Below are 13,919 nucleotides of genomic sequence, written 5' to 3'. Positions count from 1 at the left end.
TGTACTTTATATTTTACTATCCCTATATTTGCGTCTAAGGTTTCATCAAGAAATTCGATGGGAAATGAGTCAAATAAGGGACAGCGTAAGATAATCCATGTCGACATGGATGCTTTTTATGCATCTATTGAGCAGCGTGATAATCCATTGTACCGTGGTAAGCCTATAGTAGTGGGAGGATCGCCTGAAGGTCGTGGTGTAGTTGCCACGGCAAGCTATGAGGCTCGAAAGTTTGGCTTACACTCGGCAATGTCATCAAAAAGAGCGTTGCAACTTTGTCCTGAAGTTATTTTTATCAGACCACGATTCAACGTTTACAAAGAAGTTTCCAATAAATTACGAGAGATATTTGCTCGCTATACTGACCTTATTGAACCCCTTTCGTTGGATGAAGCCTATTTGGATGTCACGCACGACAAGCAAAATATTGGTTCGGCTATTGAAATCGCCAAGCAGATAAGGCAGACAATTAAAGATGAACTGAATTTGACTGCTTCTGCTGGGGTGTCTGTAAATAAATTTGTTGCCAAAATCGCATCTGATATGCAAAAACCAGATGGTTTAACATTTATAGCACCTTCCAAGGTCGAATCTTTTATTGAAAATCTTCCTGTGGAAAAATTTTTCGGTGTTGGTAAGGTAACTGCCGAGAAGATGAAAAAGATGAACCTCTTTACGGGTGCAGATTTAAAAAAATTGACTGAACATGAAATGGTACAGCGTTTTGGAAAGGTGGGGCGATTTTACTATAACATTGTTCGTGGTATAGATGAAAGAAGTGTTCAACCAGAGAGAGAGACAAAATCAATCGGAGCGGAGGATACTTTTCTTCATGATCTTTCAGATATCGAGGAATTGAACGCAGAATTAGACAGGATAGCCCAGACAACTTATAATCGGTTGCAAAAATATAACTTGAAAGGACGAACCATAACATTAAAGATAAAGTTCAGTGATTTTAAACAAATTACCCGAAGTCAGTCGTTTCCTAATCCAATAGGGGAGTTAGAACAAATTCAAGTAATAGCAAGGTCTCTTCTGATTTCAGCAGGGCTTGAGGGTAAAAAGGTTCGACTTTTGGGTGTCACCTTGTCAAATTTTAAGGAAAGAATCATTGAAATAAAAAAGCATGATAAATCCGGACAATTAAGGTTGTTTGATGACTAATTTACCATTGATAAACTTATGTAGATTGAAAGAATAAATTCAATCTGAAAATATCATTATCACTTTAAACTAAACTTTATGGAACAACAACGAAAAAAATACCAAGAGAATGCCCATAAAACATTGGACGATATTTTTAAAGGTATCGAATCTCTTGAAGAAAAACTCCGTAATGCTAGCAAAGATTTTAGCGAAAATATGGAGGTTAATATTAAAGCGATGAAAGAAGAAGGGGAAAAACTAAACGAAAAGTTTAAGGAAATGTGCCAATCTAACTCTGATTCATGGAAGGAGGTTCACAACGGATTTGAAAGCGCTATATCAACTTTAAGAGAAACTTTAGCAAATACCTGGAAAAAGATGAAAGAGTAATACAATTGTACAATAATACTTTCAAAACAATTGCCAGTAAAGTTTCATTTCATAACTTTGCAAGGATGATTTGACGGTAGATTATCAAAAAAAAAGACGAAAATATTATTGTATTGAAATAATAAACTTTTATTGAGCTATTATGATTACAGATTTAAACCAAATCTTTTCTACATGCGGTAAGGGACTGAAACACTCTGCAATGGGTGAAATACTTAAGTTAACCCAAAGACCAGAAATCATCTCTTTTGCAGGAGGTCTGCCATCGCCAGATAGTTTCCCTATTGAACAACTTAAAGAAATTTCAGTTGAAGTTCTTGAGAAAGAAGGTGTACAAGCGTTACAATATGGATTAACGGAGGGCGATAATAGATTAAGACAGATAATGGTTGAGCGTTACCAAAAAGAAGGTTTAAATCTTAGCTGTAATAATTTAATAATCACCACCTCGTCTCAGCAAGGTCTTGATTTGATTCCAAAAATCTTTATAAATCCAGGCGATAAAATTATTTGTGGACTTCCAAGCTATCTTGGAGGAATTTCTGCATTTTTAACTTATGGTGCTGAACTTATAGGTATTCTGCTTGATGAGAATGGTATGAGGGCCGATTTACTTGAAAAAGCTCTGGCTGACCTTAAAGCCAAGGGTGAAAAGCCAAAGTTTATTTATACAATTCCCGATTTTCAAAATCCTGCAGGCATTACAATGCCTGAATCCAGAAGATTGAAAATTATTGAAATTGCACATAAATACGATGTGCTAATAGTTGAGGATAGTCCTTACAGAGAAATACGTTTTCACGGTGAACCTCAAAAAACAATCTACCAACTCGAAGGAACAGGTCAGGTAATTATGCTTGGAACAATGTCGAAAATATTTGTGCCAGGATTCAGAATTGGGTGGGTTGTGGCTCACGAAGATATAATCGATAAACTTGTACTTGCAAAACAATCAACTGATTTGTGTACATCTGCTTTTGCACAAAAGATTTTAGCGAGATATTTTGATAAAGGCTATTTTGATACAAACCTGCAGTTTATTATAAAAAGTTATCGCGAAAAACGTGATTGCATGATTGCTGCATTCAGAGAATATATGCCAGAAGGAGTTAAATGGACAGAACCAGAAGGGGGACTATTCTTATTTATGACCCTGCCTGAATACATGGATGCCGAAGAATTATTTAAAATTGCAATTCAGGAAAATGTCGCTTTTGTAATTGGTAACGTTTTTCATTGCGATGGTAGCGGTAAAAACACCCTTCGTATTAATTTTTCTTTTATGTCCAAAGAAATGAATGTGGAAGGCGCTAAACGCTTAGCTAATGCAATAAGAAAAATGATGAAATAATTGGTTAAGATTTTTTTAATGGGGACTATACCTTAAATTTGGGGGTAGTCCCTTTTTTTCTACCTTTATTGCACTATGGAATTATCTGTTGTTATTGTTAACTACAATGTGAAGTACTTTTTGGAGCAGTGCTTAATATCAGTATATAAAGCCGGCAGGGACATTGATATGGAGGTATTTGTAGTTGATAATGCTTCAGCAGATGGTTCGTGCCAAATGGTTAAACAACGATTCCCTGATGTTAAGTTGTTAGAGAATACAGAGAATCTAGGTTTTTCAGTTGCAAATAATCAAGCCATTCGTAAGATCTCAGGGAGGTTTGTTCTATTGTTGAATCCCGATACTGTTGTTGAGGAAGATACATTTTCAAAGTGTATCAACTTTATGAATTTACATCCTACGGCAGGGAGTTTAACTGTAAAAATGATTGATGGAAAAGGCCGTTATTTGCCTGAGTCAAAGAGAGGACTGCCTTCACCCATGGTATCATTCTATAAGATATTTGGGTTAGCCAAGCTTTTTCCTAGATCAAAAATTTTTGCTCGTTACTATCTTGGACATCTCGATGAGAATAAAACCCACAAAATAGAAATTCTCCCTGGAGCCTTTATGTTTATTAGAAAAGAGGTTTTAGGTAAAGTTGGTCTTCTCGATGAGAGTTTCTTTATGTATGGTGAAGACATCGACCTTTCATACAGAATTCTTAAAGCAAACTACGATAATTATTATTACCCCGAAACTCGCATTATACATTATAAAGGGGAGAGTACAAAAAAAGGGAGCATTAACTATGTGCTCCTGTTCTATAAAGCAATGATTCTGTTTGCACAAAAGCACTTTACCCAGAAGAAGGCGCATTTGTATATGGGTGTGATTTTTTCAGCTATTTACTTAAGAGCTTTTCTATCAATAATTAAAAGAATAGCGAAGCATATTTATCTTCCAATCTTAGATGCTTTTTTAATAGTTATTGGTTTCCTTTTTATTGTTCCTAACTGGGAGAACTATCGATTTCATGCATTGAACTCCTACCCAGATAAACTTGTTATGGTTATGATTCCCATATACATAATCATATGGTTGCTATCAAATTGGTTGAATGGGGCATACGATAAGCCCCAGAAGTTGTTTGCAACAACCAAAGGAGTTCTTTGGGGTACGACTCTTATTCTTGCTATATACGCATTGCTGCCACTGAATTTTCGATTTTCTCGTGCAATTATCATTTTAGGATCTGTATGGACAGTTTTATCAACTCAAGGAGTTAGAGTCTTTATAGGTGTTTTTGATAAGAATCTTATTCCTTTCTTTCAGAAAAAGAAGCGAAATGCAATTGTTGGCCTTCCTTCTGAGGCAGAAAGAATAATTGAAATTCTTAATAATTCCTATATTGATTATCAATACATTGGATTAGTTTCGCCACAAAAGGAAATTACAGATCAAACCCAACTAGCAAATATTGACCAATTAGTTGAGTTTGTTCGTGTAAACGATATTAACGAAATTATCTTTTGCAGTAGCAATATCTCATCTCAAGAGATAATCAGAAATATGCTCATTCTTTCAAACTTCGGAGTTGACTATAAAATTGCTCCTCCCGAAAGCGTTTCCATTATAGGAAGTAATTCAATAAATGCATCAGGAGAACTTTACACACCGCTCTTTAATGCGATAAATAGTATTACTAGCAAAAGAAATAAAAGATTACTAGATCTTGGTGTTTCAATATTTATTCTAATTACTATTCCTATATGGTTTATAATCAGTAGAAAACCAATCTTTTTGCTTTCCAATGCAATTACAGTTCTTTTTGGTAGAAAAACATGGATAGGTTACATCAAAATCAATAATCCCATGAGCGGATTACCCCAAATAAAAGATGGTGTTTTTCAATTAAAGAAAAATTGTAACGATGAATCACATCATGATTCAGAAATTAATTTAGCCTATGCAAAAAACTACAGCATAGTTTCAGACCTTTCAATTCTTTGGAAAAATATCCTTTCACTTAATTAACTTATTCAAGTTAATTGAATAAAAAGGGTTATTACACCAACTTTTTTAATTCTTAGATGTTTATCAAGTGGATTAAAAAAGAAATAATCATTTATGAACGCTTTTGAAGTATTACTACCTGCTATGGGCGAAGGAATTGTTGATGCAACAATTACCCGTTGGCTGGTATCTGAAGGACAAAATATTGAAATTGATCAATCTTTAGCTGAAATAGCAACAGATAAAGTTGATTCGGAAATACCATCACCAGTAAAGGGCGTAGTAAAGCAGTTACTCTTTAAGGTTGGCGAAGTTCCTCGGGTTGGTCAACCTATTGTTATTATAGAGATCGAAGGCGTAGGAGAGGTTAAGAAACCACTTAAAAAGGAGCAAGCAGAAATTGGTAATGATAATTATATAAAACCAGTTCAGGAAACTAGTATTACTGTTGAGCAAAATTCATATAAACCATTCATATCACCGCTAGTTAGGAAAATAGCCTTGGATGAGGGCATTCAACCCGATGATTTTAAAAATATAAAGGGTACAGGGCTTAATAGCAGAATCACAAAGGATGATATTTTAGGTTACTTATCTTCAAAAGAAAAAGATTTTCAAAAAACAGCAAATACCCCTCAGCAACAAGAAAATTCATCACCTATAGTTCATGAGCAATCCGATGGAGTAATGTATGAGGTTATAAAGATGGATCGTATGCGCAGGTTAATTGCGGAGCATATGGTGATGTCGAAGCAAACATCGGCACATGTAACTTCTTTCATTGAGGTAGATGTTACAAACCTTGTAATCCTAAGAGATAAAGTAAAAGAGTCATATTTTAAGAAGGAAGGGGCGAAGTTAACATTAACCCCATTCTTTATTGAGGCAGCAGTATTTGGAATCAAGCAGCATTTACATATCAACTCCTCTCTTGATGGTGAAAACTTAATAGTAAAGAAGAATATCAACATTGGAATTGCTACAACGCTTCCTAATGGCAATCTTATTGTTCCAGTGATTAAAAATGCAGATCGATTAAGCTTGACAGGCTTATCCAAATCGCTAAATGACTTGGCAAAACGTGCTAGAGAGAATCAACTTAAACCTGATGAGATACAAGGAGGAACTTTCACTATTACAAATCTTGGAATGTTCGATACTTTAACTGGTACGCCAATAATCAACCAACCCCAGGTTGCAATTCTTGCAATTGGAGCCGTAAACAAACGTCCTGTTGTAATTGAGAGCCCAACTGGTGATTCTATTGGAATTCGACATATGGTAATGCTATCATTATCATATGATCATCGAGTTGTTGATGGTGCATTAGCTGGTTCATACCTTAAAGTGGTTAGGGATTATATTCAAAAAATTGACCCATCAAAGGCAATTATTTAGTCCCCGGTTTCAATTAGTTCAAATACATTTTTTAAACTTCTGCTTATTGGCATAATCTTTTTTCAGTTTAAATTTTTCAAACACAGTATATTTCACTATTTTGGCATGAAAATCTGATTACGGGGATTTTTTAGAACTTTGTGTGTAATTTTTTTTTAATAATCACACTAGGGTGTTGAAAATCTCAGCTAAATGAGGAGACTGGGTCTATCTGTTTTGTTTTTTATCACTTTAAGTATCAATTTGTTTGGACAAAAAGACTCTTACTTTAAAAGAGTTTTTGTTGATGCTGAATACTATTTGCTTTACGAGGAATATCGTGATGCTTTGCCTTTATACCTTGAGATTCAACGATCATACCCGGAAAATGCTAATATTCATTATCGTATAGGCCAGTGTTACTTAAATATTCCTACTGAAAAGAACAAGTCAATCCCATACCTTGAAAGAGCAATAGCTAAAATAAATGATAAATATCGCGAAGGCTATTTTACTGAGAATAAAGCACCAAAAGAAGCCTATCTCCTTTATGGGAGAGCTCTTAGAATTGCAGGTGATTTTGACAAAGCATTACAGGCCTTTATAGCATATAAAAACTCCATTAATTCAAATGTTGTTAAAGATTATCTTATTGTTGATAAGGAGATTGAATCAGTTGAGGTGGCTAAAAATATGATTGCAAACCCTAAAAAAATCACATTTAAATCTTTAGGAAGGACAATAAATTCAAACTTTTCGGAAATCAATCCTGTGTCAAATTCAAATGGGGATATGTTGATATATACTTCGATGCAACGATTTTATAATGCTATACTGTACAGTGAGTATAAGGATAGTACATGGTCAACCCCAACAAATCTCAACCCTCAAATTTTTGCTGATGGACCAATAAGCAATGTCGGAATGTCAGGCGATGGAGGCTCTCTGGTTCTTTCTCGAAATGATAACGATGATTTTAACCTCTACATCAGTAAATTTGATCAATCCAAGAAAGTTTGGTTACAACAAGAAAAACTTCCTAAAGAGATCAATGGTAGAAGTTGGGAAACATACGGCTCACTTTCAGTAACTGGAGATACTTTGTATTTTAGTAGCAATAGAGAAGGTGGCTTTGGTGGCTTTGATTTGTATATATCAGTAAAGTTATTGGATGGTTCATGGTCAAATCCTGTTAATTTAGGTTCAGAAATTAATACCCCTATGGATGAATCGGCTCCTGTTATTGCAGATGGGGGTAGAAAATTATTTTTTTGCTCCAAGGGTCACAACACAATGGGTGGTTATGATATTTTTGTTTCAAAAAGAATAGATGGTATATGGAGATCTCCTGAAAATTTGGGATATCCCTTAAATACCACAGATGATGATCTTTTCTTTTCCCCAATTGGGGATGGTTTAAAAGGATTTATTTCTAGAACGAAGGTCGATAGTCAAAGCGAAGATATATATATGGTAACCATTGATTTATAGCTGTTTGTTAAGACTGTTTGTATTCAATAAGTCAACTATTAACTTTAAATAATCAATAATTAAAGCCATTCTATATAAATATTATGATTTATATACAGAAATTTAATATTTTTGATAAAATTGAAAAACTGAAGTTAAGCTCGAAATGAAATTTTTAAAGTTATATAGTGGCCTTCTGCTAATCTTTATATCGCTTTCCTTATTTGGTCAAACAAAAAAGGAGGTAGAAGATTTATATAAAGATGCTAACTCTTACTATTATTTTGAGGACTATGAAGAGGCATTGGCGCTTTACTTGCAGGTATACAATAGTTACCCAAACAATTACAATATTTGCTTTAGAATAGGGGTATGCTACCTTAATATTCCTGGATATAAACAGCAATCTATTCCTTACCTAGAAAAAGCAGCGTTAAACACCAAAAAACATTACAACGAACAATCAGTTCTGGAAACCAAAGCACCATACGATGCGGTATTCTATTTGGGAAATGCTTATCTTATTACAAACCAATTAGACAAAGCACAGAAAGAATATTTAATTTTTAAAGATTTGATAAAAGATGATAAGAGTTGGAATTTAGTCTATTATAATCATCAAGTATCAACTTTAAAAAGTTCAGAAAAAATACAATCATACCCAGTTAATTTTCTTCGATATGATTTAGGAGATCAAATTAATAACAGATTTGCAAATTATAACCCAATAATTTCTGGCGACGAGAATACATTAGCATATACAACTAAGCAAAAATTTTATCAAGCTATTTATGTTACTCGAAAAAAAGGCAATGCTTGGGGTACTCCAATGAATATAACCTTAGATTTACAGGTAGATGGCAATTGCTCTACCCTTTCTCTCTCCAATGATGGTAATGAGTTATATTTATTTAAGGATGATAATCATGATGGTAATATATATGTTACTCATTTTATTGATGGCAAGTGGACTCCAATGCAGAAATTGGATGAGAATATCAATACTAAGTATTACGAAACTCATGCAAGCATTTCTTCGGATGGTAAGAAATTATACTTTACCAGTAATAGAAAAGGTGGATTTGGAGATCAAGACATTTACGTATCGGAACGTGAGGATAACGATAATTGGGGAGTAGCAAAAAATTTAGGGTCAACAATTAATACCTCGATGAATGAGAATACCCCATTTGTTACTACTGATGGTAATACCCTGTTTTTTAGTTCGGAGAGTCATAATAACATGGGGGGATATGATATTTTTTATTCCCAGATAAAAACCGATGGAACTTGGAGTGAACCAATAAATCTTGGATATCCTATCAATACTACTGATGATGATTTATTCTATTCACCGATTGGAAACGGTTCACGTGGGCTGATATCTCTTTTTGAAAAGGAGGGCTATGGCGAACAAGATATTTATCAACTTGATATTTTTATTCTTAGGTATCAAAAATCAATTTTTACATCAAAAGATTTCTTAAAGACAAACCCCGATAATAGAATTAATTCAATTGTAGTTGATACAATTAACAAAACTGGGTTAGCTTTAATTAATGCTGAAAAATCTGAGATACCAGTTCTTATTGATCCTAAAAAGAATTTTAAACTATTCTTTAATGGGAAAGAGTATGAATTAAGGGATCAGGCTGAAAGAACAAAAACAATTGTTGCACAACTTCAACAGAATGTAAAAGAAGAAAAAATAATTACACCAATCATAACAAATAACTTAATTACTGACGACAATATTACCGAAGCAAAAGATTTTTCCACTGTTCAAAAGAGGGTTGATCAGCTAAAAGGGACATCCGACTCTACACATACTATTAAAACGCAACAAAAGAACGAAACTAGAAACGACTCAAGAATTAATAGCACATCTTCGGATAAGTTCACTCTTGCAGAGACTAACTATTTGCCTGAAATATTAACTCTTTTATCTACTAATCATTCGCAGGATAAGATGGTAAATGCATTACAAAAAGACTGGCATTTCCCATCATCATTGCTAAAATTAAGGATTAACCAGCTAACTCAAATTGTTGATTCTGCTGGCAACACCGATGAACTATTAAGAACCTTTACTAGATTCATTGATTTACTTAGCTCGTCAGAATTTGTTGCGATGAAGAATCAGTCGAGAACGATATCTGGGGATAACCAAAATCAAGCCTTTATTTATTTATTGAATCAACTAATCGATAAGGCCTCACCTGGACTTGCTGGATTCCTCGAACAGGTACATCAAAAATATCCTAACGTTAACTCCTTCGAAAAGTTATGGAAGTTAATGAAGAAGGAGGATGCAGAGCGGTTTAAAAAATATGAACCTGAAATTGTTAAACTTTTAGCCGAAGTTAGTATAGAAATTTATATCGGATTGCCAGAGGATCAGAAGTTTAAACTATACGAAAAAATTACTTCAACTGCGGAATTTCATTCTAATTGGTGGTTCTTAGCCATAATTCTTGGATATGTTATTATTGGAACTGCTGGGTATATTTACTTGAAAAAAAAGAATGAGTAGATTTTTTCAATTTCCTCCTTATGTTAGTTAAGGCTATTCCTAAACATTTATGTAAATATGATTGATTCAACTCTAGAGAATAGTATTGTAAAGTTGAGGGCTCCAGAACTCCCAGACATTGATCTTTTGTATACTTGGGAAAACAACATGGAGATATGGAAGGTTAGTAATACAATAACTCCCTTTTCGAGATTTGTTCTAAAAAAGTATATTGAAACTGCGCATCTTGACATTTGGGAAACCAAGCAACTTCGATTAATCATCGAAGCAAAGAATCAAAGTTCTCTTATGTTTGTTTCAGTGGGTTTAATTGATTTATTCGATTTTGACCCATTTCATCTTAGGGCTGGAATAGGTATTCTTATTGCAAATAGTGAATACAGGCAAAAAGGTTATGCCACTGAGGCACTAAAATTAATGGTTAAATATACATTTGAGACACTTCAGCTGCACCAACTTTATTGTAACATATCCTCTGATAATACCATTAGCCTTCAGCTTTTTCAAAATTCTGGATTTGAGATTGTTGGAGCCAAAAAGGATTGGCTGAAAACAATGAATGGCTGGCAGGATGAGATAATGCTCCAAATTGTAAATCCAAATTCTAAATTAATAAAGAACTAATAATATCGCATAAAATAGGCTGCCTTTAATTGGTAACCTATCTGTTATGATACGATATTGCTGTATTATTTTGATGTACACTCAGATACAATCATCTTACAGGCATTCACATTCCCTAAACTACATGCTTTATGGAAATCAAAACATGACTTAGCTTTGTCTAAAGATTTGAGATAAGCCATACCCCTATTATAATAGCTATAGGCACTATTAGGATCTAAATCAATTGCATTATTATAATCGCTTATTGCTTCAGTAAAAGAACCAAGTTTATAGTTTGCATAACCCCTGTAGCTATAAATGCTTGGGTTGCGTGGGGATAACTCCAAGGCTAAATTATAATTTTCTATTGCGATCTTGAAATCTTCTTGCTTAAGATTTGTTGCACCGAGGTTTAAATAAATCTGAACCTTAAGATCATTTGACGAATTCAATGAAAGGGCCGCTGTAAAATCTTCAACTGCTTTCTCAAATTGACCTTTCTTATTATCAAGGATACCCCTACGAAAAAGAAACTCAGCGTTTTGAGGGTAAGTTTTAATTGCATTATCGATATGCTTTTGAGCCTCCTTAAGATCATCGTTTAGTAAGCAAGCCTTAATAATTCCTCCTAATGCAGCAGTATCCGAAGGTTGAGCCTTAAGAGCATTGCTAAAATCAGTAATTGCCCCTTTGAAATTTCGGCTTTTTAAGTTTTGATTGCCCGAGTCAATTAACCCTTGAAAACCGGATTGAGCCGTTACTCCCTGAGTAACTATCAAGGCTATAATAAGGTTGATAATAATCTTCTTCATCTTCATAAATGCAATTATAAAATTTTGCTAATCAGCTAATGTCGTTTCAAATTTCACCCGATTGATTATTGCACGTCCAAGTGTAATTTCATCTGTAAACTCTAGTTCATCCCCAAATGCTACACCTCTAGCAATTGCTGATATTGTAACGGGGTATTGTTTTAACTTTTTGTAAATAAAGAAATTAGTTGTATCACCTTCCATAGTAGCGCTAAGTGCCATTATTATTTCCTTTACGTTTCCTTCGGCAATTTTGTTCATCAATTGGTCAATTTTAAGATCGGCAGGGCCAATTCCATCCATTGGGCTGATGACTCCTCCTAGCACAAAATATAGACCATTATATTGATGCGTATTCTCTATCGACATTACATCCTTAATATTTTCAACCACACAAAGCGTAGCATAATCGCGTCGTGGATTTGAACATATAGAACAAACATCAGTATCGGAAATATTATTGCACATCTTACAATGCTTAACCTCATGCCGAAGTTGTGTGATAGTTTGTGAGAACCTATCAACATCATCAGTATTTTGTCTCAATAGATGAAGCACAAGCCTAAGTGCAGTTTTCCTTCCTATACCCGGAAGCTTCGCAAACTCCTCAACTGCATTCTCAAGTAGCTTCGATGGGTAGTTTTGAACGTACATATTTGAAAAATCCTTTCTACAAATCTACAAAATATCATTTAAAGGCTTTTGTTATGTTGATTATTTTTAGTTCTACCTTATTTTTTCTACAATTGCACTACAAACTAATCGCAAAATGTCACCAACCCTAATCGCAACAATTGTAAGCATCTATTTCTTGGTTTTACTTGTAATCACCTATTTTACCTCTAGGAATGCAACAAATCATACTTTTTATCTTGGGAATAAAAGATCTCCTTGGTATGTTATAGCCTTTGGAATGATTGGAGCATCGCTTTCGGGCGTAACGTTCATGTCGGTTCCGGGGTGGGTTAAAGACACTCAGTTTACCTACATGATGGTTGTTTTTGGATACCTAGCCGGATATATAATAATTGCCACAGTTCTAATGCCTTTGTACTATCGACTAAACCTTACCTCAATATATTCATACCTCGAAGGGCGATTCGGAAATTCAACCTATAAGACCGGTGCATCTTTTTTTCTTTTGTCGAGAGTTATAGGAGCATCATTGCGTATGTTTATTGTAGTAAACGTTTTGCAGATATTTGTTTTTGATGCATGGGATATACCATTCTTTGTTACAATTATCGTTTTTATTATTTCTATCCTTATCTACACTTTTAAAGGTGGAATCAGAACTATAATTTGGACAGATACACTCCAAACTACTTTTATGCTTCTGGCAGTAGTAATATCAATTATTTTTATTTCGAAGGAGTTGCAATTATCATTCGGCGAGTTGATTTCCAAGGTTTTTCACAGCGATTATTCAAAGATTATAGAAACTGATTGGAATAGTAAACGATTTTTTCTGAAACAGTTCTTTAGCGGTGCTTTTATAGCTATTACCATGACTGGTTTAGATCAGGAGATGATGCAAAAAAATCTTAGCTGTCGTTCGCTTAAGGATGCTCAAAAAAACATGTTCACTTTTAGTTCCGTTCTTGTATTCGTAAACTTAATGTTCATGGTTTTAGGGGCAATTCTTGTTTTTTATGCAAATTCTCGTGGTATCACTGTTGCCAATACCGATGATCTTTTCCCAACCATTGCAATTCAACACTTGATGCCAATTGCAGGTATTATCTTTATTATTGGGTTAATTTCCGCTGCGTACCCAAGCGCAGATGGTGCACTTACATCGCTTACAACCTCCTTCTGCATAGATATTTTGGGGTTGAATAAACTTAAGATTTCAGACGAAAAAAAGATTCACTTTCGCTATTTAGTACACCTATCATTTGCTGTCGTTTTGCTTCTTTGTATTGTAATTTTTAGAAGTTTAAATGATAAAGCTATTATCGATAACCTGTTTACTGTGGCAGGCTATACCTATGGTCCTTTGCTTGGCTTATATTCATTCGGGATGTTCACCAAATGGCAGGTTAAGGACAGATGGATGCCTATAGTTGCAATCTTATCGCCTATAATTTGTTACTGTTTAAGCAGATACTCAATTCAACTCTTTTGGGGCTATAAGTTTGGCTTTGAACTAATTATTTTAAATGGTGGTTTAACTTTTTTTGGGCTATGGCTGTTGAGACGAAAGAATACTTAAACCTTAGACTATATCTAATTG

Annotated in this window: 11 protein-coding genes; 9 read left to right on the top strand and 2 right to left on the bottom strand. The window is 34.3% G+C overall.

The genetic code is table 11. The features are described 5' to 3' along the window. The first annotated feature begins 57 nt into the window (after positions 1-57). The 8 genes from dinB to HOO91_07650 all read left to right on the top strand — a co-directional run bounded on the left by dinB (position 58) and on the right by HOO91_07650 (position 10,889). Positions 58-1,167: a DNA polymerase IV gene (gene dinB, locus HOO91_07685; GenBank protein NOU17422.1), complete on the top strand. Its 1,110-nt coding sequence runs from the start codon at positions 58-60 to the stop codon at positions 1,165-1,167. Between the two features lie 78 nt (positions 1,168-1,245). Beyond that, a complete protein-coding gene (locus tag HOO91_07680; protein ID NOU17421.1) occupies positions 1,246-1,539 on the top strand; it encodes a hypothetical protein in 294 nt (97 codons plus the stop codon). Between the two features lie 142 nt (positions 1,540-1,681). Then, entirely contained in the window at positions 1,682-2,890 is a 1,209-nt protein-coding gene (locus HOO91_07675; GenBank protein ID NOU17420.1) for a PLP-dependent aminotransferase family protein, read from the top strand. A gap of 75 nt (positions 2,891-2,965) precedes the next feature. Then, positions 2,966-4,906, top strand: a complete 1,941-nt coding sequence (locus tag HOO91_07670; protein NOU17419.1) for a glycosyltransferase — start codon at positions 2,966-2,968, stop codon at positions 4,904-4,906. A 93-nt stretch (positions 4,907-4,999) separates the two neighbouring features. Continuing rightward, positions 5,000-6,283: a 2-oxo acid dehydrogenase subunit E2 gene (locus tag HOO91_07665; GenBank protein ID NOU17418.1), complete on the top strand. Its 1,284-nt coding sequence runs from the start codon at positions 5,000-5,002 to the stop codon at positions 6,281-6,283. 192 nt (positions 6,284-6,475) lie between these two features. Next, positions 6,476-7,753 carry a hypothetical protein gene (locus tag HOO91_07660; GenBank protein NOU17417.1) on the top strand — a complete coding sequence of 426 codons (1,278 nt, stop codon included), beginning with the start codon at positions 6,476-6,478 and terminating at the stop codon, positions 7,751-7,753. 145 nt (positions 7,754-7,898) lie between these two features. Then, positions 7,899-10,265: a hypothetical protein gene (locus HOO91_07655; GenBank protein ID NOU17416.1), complete on the top strand. Its 2,367-nt coding sequence runs from the start codon at positions 7,899-7,901 to the stop codon at positions 10,263-10,265. 57 nt (positions 10,266-10,322) lie between these two features. Next, the gene (locus HOO91_07650) at positions 10,323-10,889 is read left to right on the top strand and encodes a GNAT family N-acetyltransferase (GenBank protein ID NOU17415.1); all 567 of its coding nucleotides are present in this window, start codon (positions 10,323-10,325) and stop codon (positions 10,887-10,889) included. 65 nt (positions 10,890-10,954) lie between these two features. Here HOO91_07650 and HOO91_07645 read toward each other — a convergent pair whose 3' ends face one another. Together HOO91_07645 and recR are read right to left on the bottom strand one after the other, a co-directional pair. Further along, positions 10,955-11,689: a DUF3808 domain-containing protein gene (locus tag HOO91_07645; GenBank protein ID NOU17414.1), complete on the bottom strand. Its 735-nt coding sequence runs from the start codon at positions 11,687-11,689 to the stop codon at positions 10,955-10,957. Between the two features lie 21 nt (positions 11,690-11,710). Beyond that, positions 11,711-12,337 carry a recombination protein RecR gene (gene recR, locus HOO91_07640; protein ID NOU17413.1) on the bottom strand — a complete coding sequence of 209 codons (627 nt, stop codon included), beginning with the start codon at positions 12,335-12,337 and terminating at the stop codon, positions 11,711-11,713. 115 nt (positions 12,338-12,452) lie between these two features. On the opposite strand from recR, the gene HOO91_07635 reads away from it, so the two are divergent. Then, the gene (locus tag HOO91_07635; protein NOU17412.1) at positions 12,453-13,898 is read left to right on the top strand and encodes a sodium:solute symporter; all 1,446 of its coding nucleotides are present in this window, start codon (positions 12,453-12,455) and stop codon (positions 13,896-13,898) included. Positions 13,899-13,919: the final 21 nt, after the last annotated feature.

The sequence above is a fragment of the Bacteroidales bacterium genome (assembly GCA_013141385.1).
Lineage (GTDB): Bacteria > Bacteroidota > Bacteroidia > Bacteroidales > Tenuifilaceae > UBA8529.
This window is presented reverse-complemented; position numbering and strand designations above follow the sequence as displayed.

What these genes read in the sequence shown, in the direction of transcription:
- dinB (NOU17422.1), top strand. Translation starts at nt 58, where the DNA reads ATGGGAAATGAGTCAAATAAGGGACAGCGTAAGATAATCCATGTCGAC.
- HOO91_07680 (NOU17421.1), top strand. Translation starts at nt 1,246, where the DNA reads ATGGAACAACAACGAAAAAAATACCAAGAGAATGCCCATAAAACATTG.
- HOO91_07675 (NOU17420.1), top strand. Translation starts at nt 1,682, where the DNA reads ATGATTACAGATTTAAACCAAATCTTTTCTACATGCGGTAAGGGACTG.
- HOO91_07670 (NOU17419.1), top strand. Translation starts at nt 2,966, where the DNA reads ATGGAATTATCTGTTGTTATTGTTAACTACAATGTGAAGTACTTTTTG.
- HOO91_07665 (NOU17418.1), top strand. Translation starts at nt 5,000, where the DNA reads ATGAACGCTTTTGAAGTATTACTACCTGCTATGGGCGAAGGAATTGTT.
- HOO91_07660 (NOU17417.1), top strand. Translation starts at nt 6,476, where the DNA reads ATGAGGAGACTGGGTCTATCTGTTTTGTTTTTTATCACTTTAAGTATC.
- HOO91_07655 (NOU17416.1), top strand. Translation starts at nt 7,899, where the DNA reads ATGAAATTTTTAAAGTTATATAGTGGCCTTCTGCTAATCTTTATATCG.
- HOO91_07650 (NOU17415.1), top strand. Translation starts at nt 10,323, where the DNA reads ATGATTGATTCAACTCTAGAGAATAGTATTGTAAAGTTGAGGGCTCCA.
- HOO91_07645 (NOU17414.1), bottom strand. Translation starts at nt 11,689, where the DNA reads ATGAAGATGAAGAAGATTATTATCAACCTTATTATAGCCTTGATAGTT.
- recR (NOU17413.1), bottom strand. Translation starts at nt 12,337, where the DNA reads ATGTACGTTCAAAACTACCCATCGAAGCTACTTGAGAATGCAGTTGAG.
- HOO91_07635 (NOU17412.1), top strand. Translation starts at nt 12,453, where the DNA reads ATGTCACCAACCCTAATCGCAACAATTGTAAGCATCTATTTCTTGGTT.